Origin of the sequence: Rhizobium sp. AP16 (genome assembly GCF_000281735.1) — a bacterium.
Taxonomy (GTDB): domain Bacteria; phylum Pseudomonadota; class Alphaproteobacteria; order Rhizobiales; family Rhizobiaceae; genus Rhizobium; species Rhizobium rhizogenes.
The window spans coordinates 1-18,503 of the sequence record NZ_AJVM01000039.1 but is presented as its reverse complement, the minus strand read 5'-3'; the positions used below and the strand labels follow the sequence as shown (position 1 = coordinate 18,503).

Genomic DNA, 18,503 nt, shown 5'->3' with positions numbered 1-18,503 from the left:
CGACGTCGATCTCAGGAATTTATCGTTCCCCCATGGCCGTATTGACGGCCTATATGCGTTTGCGGTCGGGTGGACTTGTCAGAAAGGAATGTCATGTCCAGCACGGCCGATCGATCGAGACGTCCGTTGGTCATTGTTTCGATCATGCTAGCGACCTTTATGGTCGCGATCGAAGCAACGATTGTCGCCACAGCCATGCCGCACATCGTCGGCCAGCTCGGTGGCTTTACCTATTATAGCTGGGTCTTCTCCGCATTTCTGCTGGCGCAGTCCACGACAACGGTGATCTACGGCAAGCTATCGGATATTTTCGGCCGCAAGCCGATGTTGATCGGCGGCATTCTGATCTTTCTTGTGGGGTCAGCGCTGGCGGGCTTTGCCTGGTCGATGGCCTCGCTGATTGCCTTCCGGCTGCTGCAGGGCCTCGGCGCCGGCGCAATCCAGCCGGTAACGATGACCGTGGTCGGCGACCTCTACAAGCTGGAGGAGCGTGCCAAGGTGCAGGGGGCGCTTGCCAGCGTCTGGGCGGTGTCGGCCGTCGTTGGGCCGCTAGTCGGCGGCATCATCGTTGACAATGTCTCCTGGGCCTGGATCTTCTGGATCAACCTGCCGATCGGCGTGCTGACCATCATCGGCTTCACGTTCTTCCTGCATGAGCAGATCACGCCGCGTGAAGCGAAGATCGACTATCTCGGCACGATCCTGTTTTCGATCGCTATCATCTCGCTGCTGGTGATCCTCACCGAGACCGACTCCGGCCTCGGCGTCCTCGGGCCGCTTGCAGCGGTCTTCGTCGTCACCGGGGCGCTGTTCATCTGGCAGGAGCGGCGTGCGGCGGAGCCGATCATCTCGATCGAACTTTGGAGCCGACGGCTGATAGCGACCAGCAATGCGGTCACGCTTCTGGCCGGCATGGCGCTGATCGGATTGACGACCATCCTGCCGATCTATGTGCAGGGCGTGCTTGGCCGCTCGCCGCTGGTGGCGGGGTTCACGCTGACCATGCTGATCGTCGGCTGGCCGTTGGCCGTGATGCTGTCGAGCCGTTTCTTCCGCGCCTTCGGCATCCGCAGGACGCTGCGTGCCGGCAGTTTCATGTTCCCTTTCGGCGCGATTTTTCTCGTGTTTCTGACGCCGGAAAGCAGCCCGATCCTGGCCGGCCTCGGCTCTTTTCTGATGGGCTTCGGCATGGGTCTCATCAGCTTGACCAGTATCGTCTTGGTGCAGGAAAGCGTCGAATGGTCGATGCGCGGCAGCGCCACGGCGTCGATCATCTTTTCGCGCAGCCTCGGCAACACGCTCGGCGCGACCGCCCTCGGCGCCGTGCTCAATATCGGTATCGTTCATTTTGGCAGCGGCGATCTGGCCGCCAGGCTGCATGAGGTGTTGAACCAGCCGACCGGTCTTTCCGATCTCGCAGCCGATCCGGCGATCCGCGGCGTCTTCGACGCGGCGCTGCACTGGAGCTTTTGGGGTGTCGTCGTGCTCGCCATCCTCGCGTTTGCGACCACCTGGCTCATTCCGGTGGCGCATGATGCCGGCCGCCGGCAGATACCGAAGACAGATGCGCAGGAGGCGATGACGCATTAGCAAGGAATGAATGAGCGCTACGGCTCTTGCGACGGTTGCGCCTCAGAAATCGTAGTCGTTGCCGCCCCAGGAATCGAGCAGGTGATGCGAGGCCTTGAGTGCGGCCTCGGGGTCGCGGGCGGCGATCGCGTCGAGAATGGCCTTGTGGTAGGGCAAAGCCCGTTTTTGGCCTTCGGCCACTTCGTCATGGCTTGAAAGTGTGCGGTTGGCGTAGATCGCGATGGCGATCAGGTCGATGAGCTGCGCGTAGACCATGTTGTGCGTGGCGGCGAAGATCGCAGTATGAAAGCGCAGATCGGCATCGGCATTGATGTTGATGTCGCCGAGAGTGGAAACCATGTCCTCATAGGCGGCGGCGATAGCGGCAATATCCGCGTCACTGCCGCGTGTGGCGGCGCGCGCCGTTGCTTCCGGCTCCAGCACGCGCCGGAGGTCTCTGATCGAGCGCATGATCTCGGCCGATGGCCCGGTCTCGTAGTACCAGACCATGACGTCGGTATCGAGATGATGCCAGTTGGCGCGTTCCTTGACGCGGGTGCCGACGCGGGTCTTGATTTCCACCAGTCCCTTGCCGGCCAGGCATTTCATCGCCTCGCGGATGACCGTGCGGCTGATGCCGAACTGTTCCACGAGGTCGGGCTCGTTCGGGAGCGTCGCCCCGACCGGATAGCTGCCGCCGACGATACGGCGGCCGAGTTCATGGACGAAATAACCGAAGACGCCGCGGCGGGGGATGGTGCCGTACTTGCGGACATAGGCATCGAATGGCGATTGCGTGACGATCATTTTCGAAATCGGGGTCGCCGGAGCAATCATTGCATCAATGCCATGTTTCATTCGTTGGACTCTTATGTCTGATTGGAAGGCGATGCGAGTGAAATCGCCAACTTATAGTGGCTCTAGCTCATAGCGGCTCTAGCTGGCTTCACGCTGGTGCGTACAGGCTCGCTCGTGGTGGTTCCATAGTTGGTCGTTGTCGGTTTGGCCGTTCTCGTTGCGCCATATCTTGACGAAAACTTTACCATGTCTTGTGTGGGCCTGCCTACTGGTCTCACATTGATCGGATTGTTCGATAAACGAGGGCGACGATGCGGGGGCATCGCGATCAAATTCTGATCCGGCGATTAAGCGAAATGTGATCGCTTCATCGAATGGTGTGACGATTTCAGCCTATCGGTAACGGCGGGAAACCGTTTAGATGGCTGGGGATACGAGGCGGATTCGGAGCAGTTTTGGAATGAATGATATGTCCACGCGCAAGCGGGAGGAGGCAATGCAGACCTCCGGCTCCCGACCGTTGTTGATTGCGCTGCTCGTGGCTGGCGCCTTTTTCATGGAAAACCTCGATGGCACCGTTATTGCCACTGCCCTGCCGCAGATGGCAGCGTCCTTCGGCGCCCGGCCCGTCGATCTCAATATCGGCATGAGCGCCTATCTCCTGACGCTTGGTATCTTCATCCCGATCAGCGGCTGGATCAGTGACCGGTTCGGCGCGCGCCTGGTGTTCACCACGGCTGTCGTCATTTTCACGCTCGCCTCCGTCCTATGTGGTCTGGCGAACGGTGTCGGTTCCTTCGTCGCCATGCGGATCCTGCAGGGTATCGGCGGCGCGATGATGGTGCCGGTCGGCCGGCTTGTGGTCCTCAACAACACGCCGAAGGACCAGTTGATCTCGGCGATTGCGACGATCACCTGGCCAGCGCTGGTGGCGCCCATTCTGGGGCCGCCGCTCGGTGGCTTCATCACCGACCATGCGAGCTGGCGCTGGATTTTCTATCTCAACCTGCCGCTCGGCATAGTGGCGTTCATCTTCGCGCTCGTATTGATCCCGGAAACAAAGAATGCAGCCAGGCCGCCCTTCGACTGGATCGGCTTCGTCATCAGCGGCTTTGGCCTCGCGAGCCTGATGTATGGGCTGGAGCTTATCGGCCGTCCGGATCCGGTCTGGCTGGAAGCCTGGGCCTATGTCATTGCCGGCTTTGTGCTGCTTGCCGTCGCTATAGTCCACTTCCGCAGAAGCGAGCATCCGCTGATCGACCTCTCAGGATTGAGGCTGCCGACCTTCGCCGTAACCATCTGGGGCGGGTCGCTGTTTCGCACTGCTATCGGCGCGGTGCCTTTCTTGCTGCCGCTGATGTTCCAGGTCGGCTTCGGGTTGAGCGCCTTTCATGCAGGCATGCTGACCTTGGCGGTCTTTGCCGGCAATCTGGCGATGAAGCCGGGTACGACACCGATCCTGCGGCGTTTCGGTTTCAAGCCGGTGTTGATCGTCAACGGCATCCTCAATGCGATCTTCATCGCCGCCTGTGCGCTGTTTTCCCCGGATACGCCGATCTGGTTCATCATCCCCGTGCTGTTCATCGGCGGCATGCTCCGCTCGATGCATTTCACGGCGCTGAACACCATCGCCTTTGCCGACATCCCTCCGCGGCAGATGACGGGTGCCAATACGCTGTTCAGCACGGCCTTTCAGCTGACGATGGGAATGGGGATTGCCGTCGGCGCCATCGGCATCCGCATCGGCCAGGCCATCAGCGCGCCGCTCGGCATGAGCGGGATCACCGCCATCGAATTTCGCCTGGCTTTCCTCATGCTCGGCGTCATCGCGCTCTTGGCCGTTCTCGATTGCCTGCCGCTCGATCCGAAAGCTGGGGATAACGTCTCGCGCAAGCGGAAGCCGAACGCCAAAAGGGCCGCCTGATCAGGGGCGGCCAGCCGAAAGCAATCGTCGTCCGGCGACTCAATAAGGATACTGAATGAAGTTGTAGTGCAGCAGTAAAACGGGGACTGTGATCAAAAAGAGAAGAAATAGTGCGATGCTCGCTGCGCGCAGCACCTTCGTCCGGCGGGTGCGCTGGCCGGTCCAGTCATATACCATTTGAGCGTCCTCCTGTTCCGTACCTGCTAAAAGGACAAGAAATGGAGCACTAGTCAATATTGCCAATATGATTAGTCTTGGGGCGTCTCTTTAAAATGATATTCTAATATTAATATACTAATGGGCGGTTCGCGCCATTTTCCCTCATATTGAGCCAAATTGGTCTGGTTTTCGCGGAAAGGTCATTTTGTGATGCAAGTCATGGCTATATAACGAATGAGGATGTCCTTGCGGCCGTGCGGGGGCGGAATGACTTCTGAAAGAGGAAAGACGTGATGAGCAAGGTGCGTGCCCTGGTACTGGAGCGTCAGCATGAGTTGGCGCTGCGCGACATCGACCTGCCACAGGAGGTCGGGCCGGGCGAAGTGAAGATCAAGATCCACACGGTCGGCGTCTGCGGATCGGATGTGCATTATTACACCCATGGCCGCATCGGCCCGTTCGTTGTCAATGCGCCGATGGTGCTTGGTCATGAGGCGGCCGGCACGGTGGCCGAAGTCGGTGCCGGTGTTTCTCATCTGAAGGTCGGCGACCGCGTCTGCATGGAGCCCGGCATTCCCGATGCCAATTCGAAGGCGAGCCGCCTCGGCATGTACAATGTCGATCCCGCCGTCACCTTCTGGGCGACGCCGCCGATCCATGGCGTGCTGACGCCCTTTGTCGTGCACCCGGCCAATTATACCTTCAAGCTTCCGGACAATGTCAGCTTTGCGGAGGGTGCGATGGTCGAGCCTTTCGCGGTCGGCATGCAGGCGGCGGCCAAGGCGAAGATTACACCCGGCGATACCGCCGTCGTGCTCGGCGCAGGGCCGATCGGCACCATGGTCGCCATCGCAGCCCTCGCCGGCGGCTGCGCCCGCGCTATCGTCGCCGATCTCGCCCAGCCGAAGCTCGATATCGCTGCGCAGTATCAGGGCGTGATCCCCGTCAACATCCGCGAGAAGAACCTGATCGAGGAGGTCAGGCGCCTGACCGACGGTTGGGGCGCCGATGTCGTCTTCGAATGCTCCGGTTCGCCGAAGGCTTGGGAGACCGTGATGGAGCTGCCGCGTCCGGGCGGCGTTATCGTCGCCGTCGGCCTGCCGGTCGCCCCGGTCGGCTTTGATGTCTCGACCGCCTCGACGAAGGAAGTCCGCATCGAAACGGTCTTCCGCTACGCGCATCAATATGAGCGCTCGATCGCGCTGATCGCCTCCGGCCGCGTCGACCTGAAGCCGCTGATCTCGGAGACGTTTACATTCGAGCAATCGATCGAAGCCTTCGATCGCGCCGTGGAAGCACGCCCGAGCGACGTCAAGCTGCAGATCGTTCTCGATCAGTAACCGCTGCTTTCGCCGTCGCCTTGTTTCGGCAAGGCGGCGGTTTGTCTTTTGTTTCGCATGATCCCGTAGACGTCCCCGCAAATGCGATGCTAGCGTAGCGCGAAACAGCAGGAACACGGCGGCAACGCCGGAAAACGGGAAGGGTCGCGGTGCCGCACGACGTCGCATTGATAGCATTGATTGCCGCCGGTTTTGGCTTTGCCGCCATTTTCGGCTATCTCGCCGACCGGCTGCATTTGCCGCCGCTGGTTGGATACCTTGTCGCCGGTGTGATGATCGGCTCGGCGACGCCGGGCTTTGTCGCCGATATGGCGCTCGCTTCGCAATTGGCCGAGATCGGCGTCATCCTCCTGATGTTCGGCGTCGGGCTGCATTTTTCGGCGGCGGACCTGCTCGCAGTGCGCGGGGTCGCCATTCCAGGTGCGATCGGTCAGATCGCCATCGCCACGCTTCTGGGCATCGGTCTTGCGTCGCTGTGGGGCTGGGGCATCGGCGCCGGCCTGGTCCTCGGCTTGAGCCTTGCCGTCGCCAGTACCGTCGTGCTCCTGAAGGCACTGGAGGAGCGCAATCTGGTGAGTTCGACCAACGGGCGCGTCGCCGTCGGCTGGCTGATCGTCGAGGATCTGGCGATGGTGCTGGCGCTCGTCCTGCTGCCGGCCTTTGCAGGAGCGCTCGGGGGACATGCTGATGCGGGCGGCCATGCCGCCACGGGGTCGATCTGGCTGACCATCGGCATCACGCTCCTCAAGGTGGCCGCTTTTGCCGCCGTTGCGATCTTCATCGGCCCGAAGATCGTTCCCTGGCTGCTGACCTCGGTGGCGCGCACCGGTTCGCGCGAGCTTTTCACTCTGTCCGTTCTCGCCATCGCGCTCGGCATTGCCTTCGGAGCGGCGGAGATATTCGGCGTTTCCTTTGCACTCGGCGCGTTCTTCGCCGGCCTGATCATGAGCGAGTCCCATCTCAGCCACAGGGCGGCCGCCGATTCCCTGCCGTTGCAGAATGCCTTTTCGGTACTGTTCTTCGTCTCCGTCGGCATGCTCTTCGATCCCTCGGTACTGGTGCGCGAACCGTTGATGATCATCGGCGTGCTCGCCCTCATCATTCTCGGGAAAGCGCTGATTGCCTTCTGTGTGGTGGTGCTGCTGCGCTATCCCGTCAGCATGGGCCTTGCCGTCGCCGCCGGGCTTGCCCAGATCGGCGAGTTTTCCTTTATCCTGGCGGGCCTCGGCGTTTCGCTGGGGCTGTTGCCGCGCGAGGGGCAGGATCTGATCCTTGCCGGCGCGATTTTGTCGATCACGCTCAATCAGCTGGTTTTCGCCGGCACTGGGAGGCTGGAGGCATGGATCTTTTCCCGATGGCCTGCCTTCGCGTCCAATTATGGCATGGCGAAGCATGATAGCCTGTATCGCGAATTGGCCGTCATCAGCGAGCAACGCGAAGAGCGCGACCGGCAGCATCATCTCGAAATCGAGCAGCTGATCGAGACCTTTCCGATGTTCGCCGAGCTCGACGAGGGCGCGCAGGAGGAACTGCTGCTGCTCTTCCGGCCACGATCGGCATTGCCGGGCGACCGGGTTATCCGCACCGGTGACCGGGGCGACAGCATGTTCTTCGTTGCTTCCGGCGCGGTCGAAGTGCAGCTCGAGGACGAGGAGATCCCGCTCGACGCCGGCTCTTTCTTCGGCGAAATGGCGGTCTTGACGGGCGCGCGACGAACAGCCGATGTGGTCGCCGTCGACTTCTGTCAGTTCCTTGTCCTGGAACGTCGCGATTTCAACCTGTTCATGTCCCGCCACCCGCAACTGCGCGCCGCCGTCAGCAGCCTGGCGCAGGAACGGCAGGAGATGAACGTTTCCCGCAACCAGAGGCGGGACCAATCACGCGACGCCGGCTGATCGATTTCGCCGAACAGCTCTATCCTCTCGTTTTGACGCAATTCCGGACGGAAACCGCTGCGTACTTTTTCTGGAATTGCTTTAGCGCCGCGTCAGCCAGCTTTTGGAAACGCGGCAGGCCATCGTATAGGCCGGGTCGAAGACATTGCCGACATCGTAGCGCACGACCTGGCCGAGCAGGTGGCTGGCGGCGGTCTTGTCGAGGCCGTAATCGGCTTCAAGCCAGCGCAGCATTTCGCTGGTCGCATGCTGTAGCGCCTGGTCGAGCGGCCGGGCGTTGCCGATGGTGAAAATATCATCCGCCGTCTCGCCGCGCGGCCAGACGATCGTTTTCTTCTTTTCGACGCTGAGCCGCACCGTCACCTCGAAGGTGGTTTCGATACCGGTCCCGACGATCTCGCCGTCTCCTTGTACCGCGTGGCAGTCGCCGAGAAAAAAGAGCGCGCCGGGTGCGGAGATCGGAAACCAGATGGTCGTGCCGGGGCCGAGCAGGCGATAATCCATATTGCCGCCGAACTCGCCACTGGTGGCGGTCGATATGGCCTGGCCGAGGGATGGAGCAACGCCGAAGCAGCCGATCATCGGCGATAGCGGCAGCACGAAAGCCTCCAGACCGGCAACCGGCTCGGAAAGCCGGACCGTCAAAGCTTCGCGATCGATCTGCCAGATCGCCTTGTCGCCTGCCGGCAATGTCCTGATGTCCGAGGGATCGACAACATTGCCGGCAACGACACTGCGGGTAAAACCTGTGTCGCGCGTCGGGACCATGCCAAGAATTTCGACCTTGAGAGAATCGCCCGGCTCTGCACCTTCAACGAAGATTGGGCCGTTCATCGGGTTGGGGCCCGGGGCCTGCCGAACCTCGTCTTTGTCATAGCCGGCGGCATCGATCGTCTCAGTGATGACGGTGTCACCATCGGCAATGCGCAATGCCGGGGAAAGGGAGCCGATGACATTGTGATAGGCGGTCGGAACGAAGCGATGCGTTGTCATGGAGCGTCAGCCTTGTCTGGAGTTCGGTCTCCTAACCTAGGCTGGGTTTAGTCCCTGTGAAAAGAGCGGAATGGCCGCAATTCCTCATGGTCCGACGAAATATCTCCGGCGCTTGGCTTTGTAGCTCCGTTCGTCGAACTGACCGCGCAGCCAGTCCTCCGGGTTCGCCTTCAGATATCCGGCATCCGGATCCTGCTTGTTGGCATCGGTGAGCTTCTTGACGACATAGCGAGCGTAGTGATGGTCGAAAATGCGCATGAATTCGCCGAAATATATATCGGCGACACGCGTATCGCCCCGAATGACGATCATGTTCTCGTCATTGATGCGCTGCGACGGCTGGCTGAAATTCGCCGAGCCGCTGACGACAAGCGGGTCGTTGCTCAACGGATCGACCAGCATGAATTTGTCGTGGATGTAGTCGTTGGTGTTGAGCGGGTTGTCGCGCTCGGCCAGAAAATTTGCCAGAGCACCAACCTCCAGCCGTCCGCCGGCGGCGAACAGGACGTCGCGGTCGCGGCCGATGATCTCGCCGTCACCGAGGTCGTCGTCCTTGACGATATAGCGCAGCACGTCATTGTCCTGGGCGATCACCTTGCTGAAGACCTTGTCGAGGTTGAAGGCGAGCGTGATGCAGGAAATCTCCTGCGCCTCGCCCATCCGGTCGGCATACCATTGCAGCGATTCGCTGCTGTCTTTCGCGTCGCGGGCGCTAAAGACCGGCGTGACGCTGTTTGGCTGGGTGCGGCCAGGGGGAAGGGGCGTCAATTCGCGATTTTTCGGCCGCAACTTGGTCGGCGTCAGGTTCTGCGACAGCAGCGTCCAGTATTCGAGATAGGTCTCCGCGATCGCCGGGCTCCAGACGATGTGGCCGACATTCGAGTGGCCGAAGATGCCGCCGTCGGAAATATTCGTTGACCCAGTCCAGACCGCGATCGGCTTTTCATCCTCAAGCAGGATGATGAACTTGTTGTGGCGGATGCCCTCGGTCACGGTGCGCGGGATGACTACCTTCATCTCGTCGAGCCGGGCATTGTGGATGACCGCTTCGTTTGCGGCCTTGTAGGTCTTTTCGTCGTCGAAGACGATCTTCACGTCGGCGCCGGCTTCCACTGCCTTGGCAAAGGTATTTGCGACCGGCTGATAGTGGAACTCATAGAGTGCGGCGCGAAGCCCGAAGCGATGATCCTCGGCAAGGCCGATGAACTTGATGAGCGCCTCGAAGAGCCCGCGCGACAGCCAGACCATTTCCTCGGCCATAGGATTGTCGGCGTTGGGCATGCGGTTGCCGAAACGGCGGGCATAGGCCTGCGAGCCGATCACGCCGCGATTGAAATAGACGTCGTGGCGCGCCTGGTCGTTTCTCTTGTCGGGATGGAGCAGATATTCCAGCTCGGTCGCGATTTCGAGAGTGACGGCCGAGGCGGTGTCGAGCTGCAGCATCTTCACCGTACCGTAGACCGGGACGATCTGGTAGCGGTAGGTGTGATCGGTTTCCGCCGTATAGTCGGCCCATTGGAAGCTCTGTACCGGATGCTCCGCCGTGCTGACGGGCGTCCCCGGCGGCAGGCCTTTATCCTTGTCCTTGAAACGCTTGATGCCGGTCATCCAGTAGCGCTCGATAACAGCGCCGTCCTTCAGCTCCTCGCGTTGAATGGCGAAACCCATCAGCCCGGTTTTCTTGGCGTCCTGCCCGGCGACGAAGTCCCAGGCCAGGATGACCACATAGGTTCCCGCAACTGCCCGGGCGCGCAGAACCGCACTTGCCGCTATAACTCGCATGTCTCATCCCCCCAAATGGTCCGTTCGCCAGAGGGTCGATGCGCCTTTGAGGATCGGGCGTCCCTTAAGGACGCCGAGGCTGCGGGGCGGAAGCCGGACGCAAACCGGGTTCGGACTGCACATCAACTCTCATGCGAAGCACGACGAAAGAGCAGTACATCTTTTTAGCGAAGATAGTCTTTTACCATAACAACCGGATGAATGCTTGCATCGAAATGGCGGGATCTGTTTTGCCCGCATCTCGCCTTCGCCACGCCGCTGCGGAGGCACCGTTCAAACCATGCGCGGCAAACTTTTCGCCGATATGCCGCAGCGCGGAATAAATTTGCCCGGTGCTTCCGGATTCTGGCACGGCACGTTTTGTGCATAAAAACTATCGTCTTTATGATCATCCCCATCGAGGGAGCGTTGACTCACCTATTTTGACTGAGGGGACATAGATGAAACTTACCATCGCAAATCTGTTTGCGGCCGCCGTTCTGCTGCTTTCCACCCAGGCCTTCGCGGAGACGCTGAAGGTTGGCGTCGTGCCCGGCGTTTATGCCGATTCCATCGAGGCTCTGGTTCCGGAGGCCAAGGCCAAGGGACTGGATATCGAGATCGTCGAGTTCAGCGACTGGACGACGCCGAATGTCGCGCTGCAGTCGGGCGACATCGACGTCAATTATTTCCAGCACAAGCCCTTCCTTGACAACGCGATTAAGGAGCGCGGTTATGATTTTACCAGCGTCGGCCAGGGCGTGCTTGCCAATATCGGCCTCTACTCGCTGAAGCATAAGGACTTCGCCAGCATTCCCGAGGGCGGCACGGTCGCCATTGCTAATGATCCGGTCAACCAGGGCCGCGGTCTGCTGCTGTTGCAGAAGGCGGGCCTCGTCAAGCTGCGCGATGGTGTCGGCTTCAAGGGCACGCTGGATGACATCACCGACAATCCGAAGAAGCTGACCTTCAAGGAAATCGAAGGCCCGCAGCTTGCGCGTGTGACCGGCGACGTCGATCTGGCGCAGGGCTACCCGCATTTCATCGTCGCGGCCAAGACCTTCGATCCGTCTTCCGGCCTGCTTTATTCCGGCGTCGACGACAAGCAGTTCGCAATCGTCTTCGCCGTCCGCAAGGACAAGGCGGACAATCCGGCGCTGAAGGAACTGGTTGCCCTTTACCAGAATTCCACGGCAGTTCGCGACGCGATCAATAAGGCGTTCGGCTCCGACAACAAGCTCTACACGCTGCCATGGCTGCCGTGATCGACAGCGATATCGCTCCGGCCACGGTCTGGCCCGTTCCGTGCGCGGAGCGCAGCCAGACGGTGCTCGAGGAGCAGGGCGCCGAGCCCGGGCAACGCCCGGGTTCCGTCGTCTTCGAGGGGATCGGCAAGACCTATACGTCTTCGGCGGGATCGGTGCAGGCGCTGCAGGACATCAGCCTGGATATACCGGCAGGCGCGATCTACGGCATTATCGGGCGCAGCGGTGCCGGCAAGTCGAGCCTGCTCAGGACGATCAATCGGCTGGAAAAACCGACAAGCGGCCGCGTTCTCGTCGACGGAGAGGATATCGGCGGATATGATGAGGATGTGCTGGTGGCGCTCCGCCGCCGGGTCGGCATGATCTTCCAGCATTTCAACCTGCTGTCCGCCAAGACTGTGTGGGGCAATGTCGCGCTGCCGCTGATCGTGGCGGGCGTGCCGCGCCGCCAGATCGAGGAACGCGTTGCCGAGGTTCTTGCGCTCGTCGGGCTCGAGGACAAGCGCGACACCTATCCCTCACGCCTGTCCGGCGGCCAGAAGCAGCGCGTCGGCATTGCCCGCGCCCTGGTTCATCATCCGGAAATCCTGCTGTGCGACGAGGCGACATCGGCGCTCGATCCCGAGACGACGCTGTCGATCCTGCAGCTGCTGAAGGATATCAATCGCCGCCTCAACCTGACCATCGTGCTGATCACCCATGAGATGAGCGTCATCCGCGAGATCTGCGATCATGTCGTCGTCCTCGAACAGGGCGGCATGGTCGAATCCGGTCCGGTCTGGCGCGTCTTCGGCAATCCACAGCATGCCGCCACCCGTGCGCTGCTGCAGCCGCTGCATCGCGATATACCCGAGGATGTGGCGCGGCGCCTGCGGCTGGAGGCCGATCCTGCCCGCCGCGAAGATGCGATCATCGCGTTGTCCTATACGGGCGAAGGCGGGTTGGAGCCGGATATTGCCGCCATTGCCGCCGCCATCGGCGCGCCGGTGCGGCTGTTGCAAAGCTCGCTCGACCGGATCGACGGCCATGTTCACGGCCGGCTGCTGATCACCACGCGCCGACCGGAAAGCCAAAGGCTGGCACGGCTTGATGGTCTCGCGCATGAAACAAGGATATTGGGCTATGTCGACGCTGATGTATGAACGCCTGTGGCAGGCCTTGCTCGACACCATCGTCATGGTCGGCGTCTCCGCCGTCTTCGCCCTTGCGATCGGTATTCCGCTGGCAGTGTTCCTGGTGTTGTCGGGGCCGGGCGGCCTTATCCATGCGCCGCGCCTCAACCGGGTACTGGCGGCGCTCATCAATGGGTTCCGCGCTACGCCCTTCATCGTGCTTCTGGTCGCCCTCTTGCCGCTGACGCGGTCGTTGACTGGCACCACGATCGGCGTCTGGGCCGCCATTGTGCCATTGTCCATCAGCGCCACGCCTTTCTTCGCCCGCATTGCCGAGGTCAGCCTGCGTGAGGTCGATGCCGGGCTGATCGAGGCGGCGCAGGCGATCGGTTGCCGCCGCTGGCACATCGTTCGCCATGTGCTCCTGCCGGAAGCACTGCCCGGCATCGTCGGCGGCTTCACCATCACCATCGTCAGCATGATCGGCGCCTCCGCCATGGCGGGCGCCATTGGTGCCGGCGGCCTCGGCGACATGGCGATCCGCTACGGCTATCAACGCTACGACACGACCGTGATGGCCATGGTCATCGTCGTCCTCATCGCGCTGGTCTGCCTCGTGCAGTTCACCGGCGACTATGCCGTTAGCCGCCTGCGGGCGCGCTGACGTTTTCTCAGGAGTTTTGCATGACCGATGCCTACCCCACGGGCTCGAACACTATATCCACCGAAAAGCCGGAGCCGCGCCGACCGGCACCGCCATGGCCGCCCCGGCTGATCGAAACCGACGATCAGGCGATCAAGGCCGCCGAGGCGCTGGTCGAAAAATTCCGGGCGGGGGCGTCCGAGCGCGACCGCGAACGGCGGCTCCCCTGGGAGGAGATCGATCTCTATACGGAAAGCGGCCTCGGCGGCATCACCGTACCGAACGCCTATGGCGGCGCCGAAGTTTCCCATGTCACGCTCGCCAAGGTCTTTGAGATCCTCTGTGCGGCTGATCCGGCGCTTGGGCAGATCCCGCAGAACCAGTTCGGCGTGCTGTCGCTGTTGCGCGAGATCGGCACGGAAGAGCAGAAGCGCCGTTTCTATGGCGATATTCTCCGGGGCTATCGTATCGGCAATGCCGGACCGGAGCGCGGCCGCAATGCCGTCAATGTCAGCACGACGCGTCTGCGCCAGACGCCTGACGGGCTGAGGCTCACCGGTCGGCGCTTCTATTCGACGGGAGCACTTTTCGCGCACTGGATCCCGACACGCGCCATCGACGATCAGGAGCGCCCGGTTCAGGTTTGGGCACCCTATGACGCTAGCGGCGTCAATGTTATCGACGACTGGTCCTCTTTCGGCCAGCGGACAACGGCGAGTGGTACTGTGGAATTCACCGATGTTGCCATTGGCAGCGAACAGGTTTTCCCCGTCTGGCAGCTTGCCGACCGTCCGGGCATCACCGGCCCTGTCTCACAACTGATCCAGGTGGCGATCGATGCCGGTATCGCTAAAGCCGCGATCGAGGATACGGTTACTTTCGTCAGGGACTATGCCCGTCCCTGGATGGATTCCGGTCTGCAATCGGCAAGCGACGATCCGACCATCATCCACGAGATCGGCCATCTCTACACCGAACTGCATGCCGCGCAGGCTCTGCTCTACGCCGCCGGTGAGGTGCTGGACGAGGTAGCGCGTGCGCCGATCACCGAGGCGTCCAGCGCGCGGGCGTCGGCAGCCGTTGCCGAAGCGAAGATCCTGACGACGGAGATCGCGCTCGAAGCAACCGAGAAGCTGTTCGATCTGGCAGGGTCAGCCGCAACCCGCGCCGGGCACAATCTCGACCGGCATTGGCGCAACGCGCGGGTGCATACGCTGCACGATCCAGTGCGTTGGAAATATCACCTGCTTGGTAACTACCAGCTCAACGGTGTCTTTCCCGCCCGTCATCAGTGGAATTAGGAGCGCGAAAGCGACATGACCGAGATCAACTCACCCAAGCCGGTTTCTCCCGCGCCGCCGCCAAGTCGCCCCGCCGATATCATCCGTGATGATGCGCAGGCACTTAAGATCGCGGAACGTCTTGCCACCGATTTTGCGGCAAGCGCCTCATCGCGGGATAGCGAACGGCTTCTGCCCTGGGCGGAACTCGACCAGTACAGCACCAGCGGCCTCTGGGGGATTACCGTTCCCCGTGAGTATGGCGGGGCCGGCGTTTCGGCAAAGACCGTCGCGCAGACGATCGTCACCATCGGTGCCGCGGACGGATCGCTGTCGCAGATTCCGCAGAACCATTACTACGCGCTGGAGGTGCTTCGCGTCGGTGGGAGCGCGGAACAGAAGGCTTTTTTCTACGAGCGCGTGCTGGCCGGCGAGCGGCTGGGCAATGCACTCGCCGAAATCGGTCAGCGCAATTTCAAGCGCCGCACCCGGCTCGTGCGCGATCCGGGTGGCTGGTATGTCGACGGAAAGAAGTTCTATTGCACGGGCGCGATCTATGCCCACTGGATTCCGACCCTCGTCGTTGCCGAGGAAGACGGCGCACCTGTCACCTATCTCGCCTTCGTGCCCCGGGACGCGCCGGGTGTCACCATCCATGACGACTGGGATGGTTTCGGGCAGCGCGTGACGGGCAGCGGCACGGTGTTGTTCGAGCGGGTCAGGATAGAGCCGGAATGGGTCGTTCCGTTCCAGACCTCCTTCGAACGGCCGACGACCATCGGGCCGTTTGCACAGATCATGCATGCGGCCATCGATCTCGGCATCGGCTTCGGTGCCTATCAGGAGATGCTGCGCTTCATCCGTGAGCGCGCCCGTCCCTGGCTGGATGCCAAGGTCGATCGCGCTACCGAGGATCCCCTGACGTTGCATCAGGTCGGCAATGTCTGGCTACGGCTGCGGGCGGCGCAGGTGCTGCTTGATCGTGCCGCGGCGGAGATCGATGCAGTGCGGGCCGATATGACGGAAGAGAGCGTCGCGCGTGCCTCGATCGCCGTGGCGGAAGCAAAAATTCTGGCAACGAAGGCCGGGCTGCTCGCCGCCAACAAGCTGTTCGAACTTTCCGGTACCTCCTCGACGCTGTCTGAGGACAATTTTGATCGCTACTGGCGCAATGTGCGGACACACACGCTGCATGACCCCGTTCGTTGGAAATATCAGGCGGTCGGCAACTACTACCTGAACGGCAAGCTGCCGCCGCGCCATGGCGCGATCTAGGTCATCGATGTCATGAAAAAGCAGATTCTCCTCAATGCCTTCAACATGAACTCCGTCGGCCATATCAATCATGGTCTCTGGACGCATCCGCGTGACCGATCGGATCAATACAAGACGTTGAACTACTGGACGTCGCTTGCCAGGACGCTGGAACGTGGCCTGTTCGATGGCATATTCCTTGCCGATATCGTCGGCGTCTATGACGTCTATCAGAACTCCGTCGACCTGACGCTGCGCGAATCCATCCAGCTTCCGGTCAACGATCCACTGCTCTTGGTGTCCGGCATGGCGGCGGTGACGCGCCATCTCGGCTTCGGGATTACCGTCAACCTCAATTCCGAAGCGCCCTATCTCTTCGCCCGCCGTATGTCGACGCTCGACCATCTGACCGGCGGCCGCGTCGGCTGGAACATCGTCACCGGCTACCTCGACAGCGCCGCACGCGCCCTCGGCCAGGATGGGCAGGCGGATCACGACTCGCGCTATGATCGCGCGGACGACTATCTGGAGGTGCTCTACAAGCTCTGGGAAGGAAGCTGGGATGACGATGCTGTGCGCGCCGACCGGCAGGCGCGTATTTTCGCCGATCCGGCCAAGGTGCGGCCGATCCATCATCGCGGACCCTTCTATCAGGTCGATGGCTACCACCTCTCCGAGCCGTCCATTCAGCGGACGCCGGTGCTCTATCAGGCCGGCACGTCGGGGCGGGGCCGCCAGTTTGCGGCGAGGCACGCGGAATGTGTGTTCATCACCGCAACCGACAAGACCGCGGCGCGGACCACATCGCGCATTCTGAGGCAGGCGGTTGTCGAGGCGGGGCGGCGGCCAGAGGACGTGAAGATATTTGTCGGGACTACCGTGATCCCGGACCACTCGCGGCAGGCGGCGCGAGAAAAATACGAAGACTATCTGCGCCATGCGAGCCCGGAAGCGGGACTTGCGCATTTCGCGGCCAGCACCGGCATCGATTTTTCCCGCTACGAGCTGGACGATCCGATTTCCTATGGCACCTCCAACGCCATTCAATCGGCAACGCAGCTCGCACAGCAGCGCGGCTGGACGAAGCGGCAATTGCTGAAGGAGCTCGCCGTCGGCGGTCGCTATCCCGTTATCGTCGGCGATGCCACTGAGATTGCCGATGAGCTCGAAAGCTGGATCACCGAAGGCGAGATCGACGGGTTCAATCTGACGCGAACGGTGACGCCGGAGAGCTACGAGGACTTCATCGACATCGTCGTGCCTGCCTTGCAGGATCGTGGTCTTTACAAGACCGCCTATGCCGAGGGGTCTTTGCGAAACCGGATCTTCCGCGAGGGTGACCGATTGCCGGCTCGCCATGCCGGCGCGGCATTTCGCGGCGGCTCGCGTTGAAACGCCAGGCCGCTCCTAGCGAAAGGGGCGGCTGATCCGATAGAGCACATGCGGGCGCAGGACGTGTCCGACGGGAACGGTCGTATCCTCAAAATCGGCGTCTTCCATATGCACCATGCCGATCTTTTCCATAGCGCAGCGCGAGGGAGTGTTGATGGTCGAGGTGTAGCCGATCACCTCTTTTACCTGCAATTCCTTCCACGCGAAGTCGAGGCAGCAATGGCTAGCTTCCGTCGCATAGCCCTGTCGCCAGTAGGAGCGTCCGAGAATCCAGCCGATCTCGAGGGGAAAGTTGCAGGGAACTTCGGGGCCGGGACGCGAGAGACCGGCCCCACCGATCAAGACGCCGTCCGCCTTGCGCTCGACGGCAAGAAAACCAAACCCTTCGCTCGCCAATTGTTCATTGGCCTCATCGATCATCGCGTCCGTTTCCGCAGGCGTGAGCAGGCTTGGATAATAATACTGGCGCGTCTCGGGATCGGCATTGATGGCGGCGAATGGTGCGCGATCCCGGTCTTGCCAAGGACGGAAGATCAGCCGTGAGGTTTCCAAGGTAAGCATGGTGTCCTCTGATCAGGAAGGGTTAATCGCAGGCTTTGTCAGGCGAGGCAAATGCCTCAATGCGAGTTCATATCGTGCGACTAAACTACCCGAAATGGTCACTAAAGGCTTGCGGCGTTGTGCCAAAGCTTCTCAGAAAGCTTCGCCGCAGGGTTTCCTCTGAACCAAAGCCGCAGCGCATGCGTGCCTGGCGGACGGAAAGGCCCTGTTCCAGAAGCCGGCGCACGGCCTCGACGCGAATATCTTCGACAGCCCTGGCCGGTGTACGTCCCGTCGCCAGGCGATAATGCCGCGAGAAGCTGCGTGCGCTCATGTTGGCCTGATCGGCAAGGGCCGGCAGCGAGAGGTCCGCGCGCAGATTGTCCATGATCCATCCGTGCAAGCGATCGAAGCGCTCGCCGCCCTCCTGCAGCGTCAGCATGGTGCTGAACTGCGCCTGGCCGCCTGGCCGCTTGAGGAAGACGACGAGCTCACGTGCAACGGCCAGTGCCAGTTTCCGGCCGAGATCCGCCTCGACCAGCGCCAAGGTCAGATCGATACCGGCGGTTACGCCCGCC

At 61.4% G+C, this 18,503-nt stretch carries 16 protein-coding genes; 10 read left to right on the top strand and 6 right to left on the bottom strand.

The features are described 5' to 3' along the window. The first annotated feature begins 93 nt into the window (after positions 1 to 93). Entirely contained in the window at positions 94 to 1,590 is a 1,497-nt protein-coding gene (locus PMI03_RS14160) for an MDR family MFS transporter (RefSeq protein WP_007694339.1), read from the top strand. Between the two features lie 42 nt (positions 1,591 to 1,632). Here the strand turns inward: PMI03_RS14160 and PMI03_RS14155 are convergent, their stop codons facing one another. Continuing rightward, positions 1,633 to 2,427 (bottom strand): FadR/GntR family transcriptional regulator, encoded by a 795-nt coding sequence (locus PMI03_RS14155; RefSeq protein WP_007694337.1) that lies wholly within the window; start codon positions 2,425 to 2,427, stop codon positions 1,633 to 1,635. A gap of 400 nt (positions 2,428 to 2,827) precedes the next feature. Between PMI03_RS14155 and PMI03_RS14150 the strand changes: the two genes are divergently transcribed. After that, entirely contained in the window at positions 2,828 to 4,291 is a 1,464-nt protein-coding gene (locus tag PMI03_RS14150; RefSeq protein ID WP_007694334.1) for a DHA2 family efflux MFS transporter permease subunit, read from the top strand. Positions 4,292 to 4,330: 39 nt separating this feature from the next. Here PMI03_RS14150 and PMI03_RS31685 read toward each other — a convergent pair whose 3' ends face one another. Beyond that, the gene (locus PMI03_RS31685) at positions 4,331 to 4,468 is read right to left on the bottom strand and encodes a hypothetical protein (protein WP_007694332.1); all 138 of its coding nucleotides are present in this window, start codon (positions 4,466 to 4,468) and stop codon (positions 4,331 to 4,333) included. Positions 4,469 to 4,743: 275 nt separating this feature from the next. On the opposite strand from PMI03_RS31685, the gene PMI03_RS14145 reads away from it, so the two are divergent. Together PMI03_RS14145 and PMI03_RS14140 are read left to right on the top strand one after the other, a co-directional pair. Continuing rightward, on the top strand, positions 4,744 to 5,790 hold the full coding sequence (locus PMI03_RS14145; RefSeq protein ID WP_007694331.1) for an NAD(P)-dependent alcohol dehydrogenase: 1,047 nt from the start codon (positions 4,744 to 4,746) through the stop codon (positions 5,788 to 5,790). Positions 5,791 to 5,939: 149 nt separating this feature from the next. Next, on the top strand, positions 5,940 to 7,685 hold the full coding sequence (locus tag PMI03_RS14140) for a cation:proton antiporter (RefSeq protein WP_007694329.1): 1,746 nt from the start codon (positions 5,940 to 5,942) through the stop codon (positions 7,683 to 7,685). An 81-nt stretch (positions 7,686 to 7,766) separates the two neighbouring features. On the opposite strand, the gene PMI03_RS14135 is transcribed toward PMI03_RS14140, so the two are convergent. Together PMI03_RS14135 and PMI03_RS14130 are read right to left on the bottom strand one after the other, a co-directional pair. Further along, on the bottom strand, positions 7,767 to 8,678 hold the full coding sequence (locus PMI03_RS14135; RefSeq protein ID WP_007694327.1) for an acetamidase/formamidase family protein: 912 nt from the start codon (positions 8,676 to 8,678) through the stop codon (positions 7,767 to 7,769). An 84-nt stretch (positions 8,679 to 8,762) separates the two neighbouring features. Beyond that, positions 8,763 to 10,460, bottom strand: coding sequence for a phospholipase D-like domain-containing protein (locus tag PMI03_RS14130; RefSeq protein WP_007694325.1), 1,698 nt, complete (start codon positions 10,458 to 10,460; stop codon positions 8,763 to 8,765). Between the two features lie 440 nt (positions 10,461 to 10,900). Between PMI03_RS14130 and PMI03_RS14125 the strand changes: the two genes are divergently transcribed. The 6 genes from PMI03_RS14125 to PMI03_RS14100 are packed head-to-tail and all read left to right on the top strand — an operon-like array spanning position 10,901 to position 17,385. Beyond that, a complete protein-coding gene (locus tag PMI03_RS14125) occupies positions 10,901 to 11,704 on the top strand; it encodes a MetQ/NlpA family ABC transporter substrate-binding protein (RefSeq protein ID WP_007694323.1) in 804 nt (267 codons plus the stop codon). Further along, positions 11,692 to 12,846: a methionine ABC transporter ATP-binding protein gene (locus PMI03_RS14120; RefSeq protein WP_007694320.1), complete on the top strand. Its 1,155-nt coding sequence runs from the start codon at positions 11,692 to 11,694 to the stop codon at positions 12,844 to 12,846. Before PMI03_RS14125 ends, PMI03_RS14120 begins: the two co-directional genes overlap by 13 nt. Next, positions 12,827 to 13,480, top strand: coding sequence for a methionine ABC transporter permease (locus PMI03_RS14115; RefSeq protein WP_007694318.1), 654 nt, complete (start codon positions 12,827 to 12,829; stop codon positions 13,478 to 13,480). Before PMI03_RS14120 ends, PMI03_RS14115 begins: the two co-directional genes overlap by 20 nt. A 20-nt stretch (positions 13,481 to 13,500) precedes the next feature. Beyond that, positions 13,501 to 14,760: an SfnB family sulfur acquisition oxidoreductase gene (locus PMI03_RS14110; protein WP_007694316.1), complete on the top strand. Its 1,260-nt coding sequence runs from the start codon at positions 13,501 to 13,503 to the stop codon at positions 14,758 to 14,760. A 15-nt stretch (positions 14,761 to 14,775) separates the two neighbouring features. Continuing rightward, positions 14,776 to 16,014, top strand: coding sequence for an SfnB family sulfur acquisition oxidoreductase (locus PMI03_RS14105; RefSeq protein ID WP_007694314.1), 1,239 nt, complete (start codon positions 14,776 to 14,778; stop codon positions 16,012 to 16,014). A 12-nt stretch (positions 16,015 to 16,026) separates the two neighbouring features. Next, positions 16,027 to 17,385 carry an LLM class flavin-dependent oxidoreductase gene (locus tag PMI03_RS14100; RefSeq protein WP_007694312.1) on the top strand — a complete coding sequence of 453 codons (1,359 nt, stop codon included), beginning with the start codon at positions 16,027 to 16,029 and terminating at the stop codon, positions 17,383 to 17,385. Positions 17,386 to 17,400: 15 nt separating this feature from the next. Here PMI03_RS14100 and PMI03_RS14095 read toward each other — a convergent pair whose 3' ends face one another. Both PMI03_RS14095 and PMI03_RS14090 read right to left on the bottom strand, forming a co-directional pair. Beyond that, positions 17,401 to 17,946, bottom strand: coding sequence for a GNAT family N-acetyltransferase (locus PMI03_RS14095; RefSeq protein WP_007694309.1), 546 nt, complete (start codon positions 17,944 to 17,946; stop codon positions 17,401 to 17,403). Between the two features lie 85 nt (positions 17,947 to 18,031). Beyond that, positions 18,032 to 18,503, bottom strand: a 472-nt coding sequence (locus PMI03_RS14090) for a GlxA family transcriptional regulator (protein ID WP_039974013.1), incomplete at its 5' end; no start/stop codon positions are given.

Excerpts from the sequence above, each read along its gene's own strand:
- PMI03_RS14130 (WP_007694325.1), bottom strand. The coding sequence starts at position 10,460 with ATGCGAGTTATAGCGGCAAGTGCGGTTCTGCGCGCCCGGGCAGTTGCG.
- PMI03_RS14150 (WP_007694334.1), top strand. The coding sequence starts at position 2,828 with ATGAATGATATGTCCACGCGCAAGCGGGAGGAGGCAATGCAGACCTCC.
- PMI03_RS14155 (WP_007694337.1), bottom strand. The coding sequence starts at position 2,427 with ATGAAACATGGCATTGATGCAATGATTGCTCCGGCGACCCCGATTTCG.
- PMI03_RS14125 (WP_007694323.1), top strand. The coding sequence starts at position 10,901 with ATGAAACTTACCATCGCAAATCTGTTTGCGGCCGCCGTTCTGCTGCTT.
- PMI03_RS31685 (WP_007694332.1), bottom strand. The coding sequence starts at position 4,468 with ATGGTATATGACTGGACCGGCCAGCGCACCCGCCGGACGAAGGTGCTG.
- PMI03_RS14160 (WP_007694339.1), top strand. The coding sequence starts at position 94 with ATGTCCAGCACGGCCGATCGATCGAGACGTCCGTTGGTCATTGTTTCG.
- PMI03_RS14105 (WP_007694314.1), top strand. The coding sequence starts at position 14,776 with ATGACCGAGATCAACTCACCCAAGCCGGTTTCTCCCGCGCCGCCGCCA.
- PMI03_RS14115 (WP_007694318.1), top strand. The coding sequence starts at position 12,827 with ATGTCGACGCTGATGTATGAACGCCTGTGGCAGGCCTTGCTCGACACC.
- PMI03_RS14110 (WP_007694316.1), top strand. The coding sequence starts at position 13,501 with ATGACCGATGCCTACCCCACGGGCTCGAACACTATATCCACCGAAAAG.
- PMI03_RS14120 (WP_007694320.1), top strand. The coding sequence starts at position 11,692 with ATGGCTGCCGTGATCGACAGCGATATCGCTCCGGCCACGGTCTGGCCC.
- PMI03_RS14100 (WP_007694312.1), top strand. The coding sequence starts at position 16,027 with ATGAAAAAGCAGATTCTCCTCAATGCCTTCAACATGAACTCCGTCGGC.
- PMI03_RS14135 (WP_007694327.1), bottom strand. The coding sequence starts at position 8,678 with ATGACAACGCATCGCTTCGTTCCGACCGCCTATCACAATGTCATCGGC.
- PMI03_RS14095 (WP_007694309.1), bottom strand. The coding sequence starts at position 17,946 with ATGCTTACCTTGGAAACCTCACGGCTGATCTTCCGTCCTTGGCAAGAC.
- PMI03_RS14145 (WP_007694331.1), top strand. The coding sequence starts at position 4,744 with ATGAGCAAGGTGCGTGCCCTGGTACTGGAGCGTCAGCATGAGTTGGCG.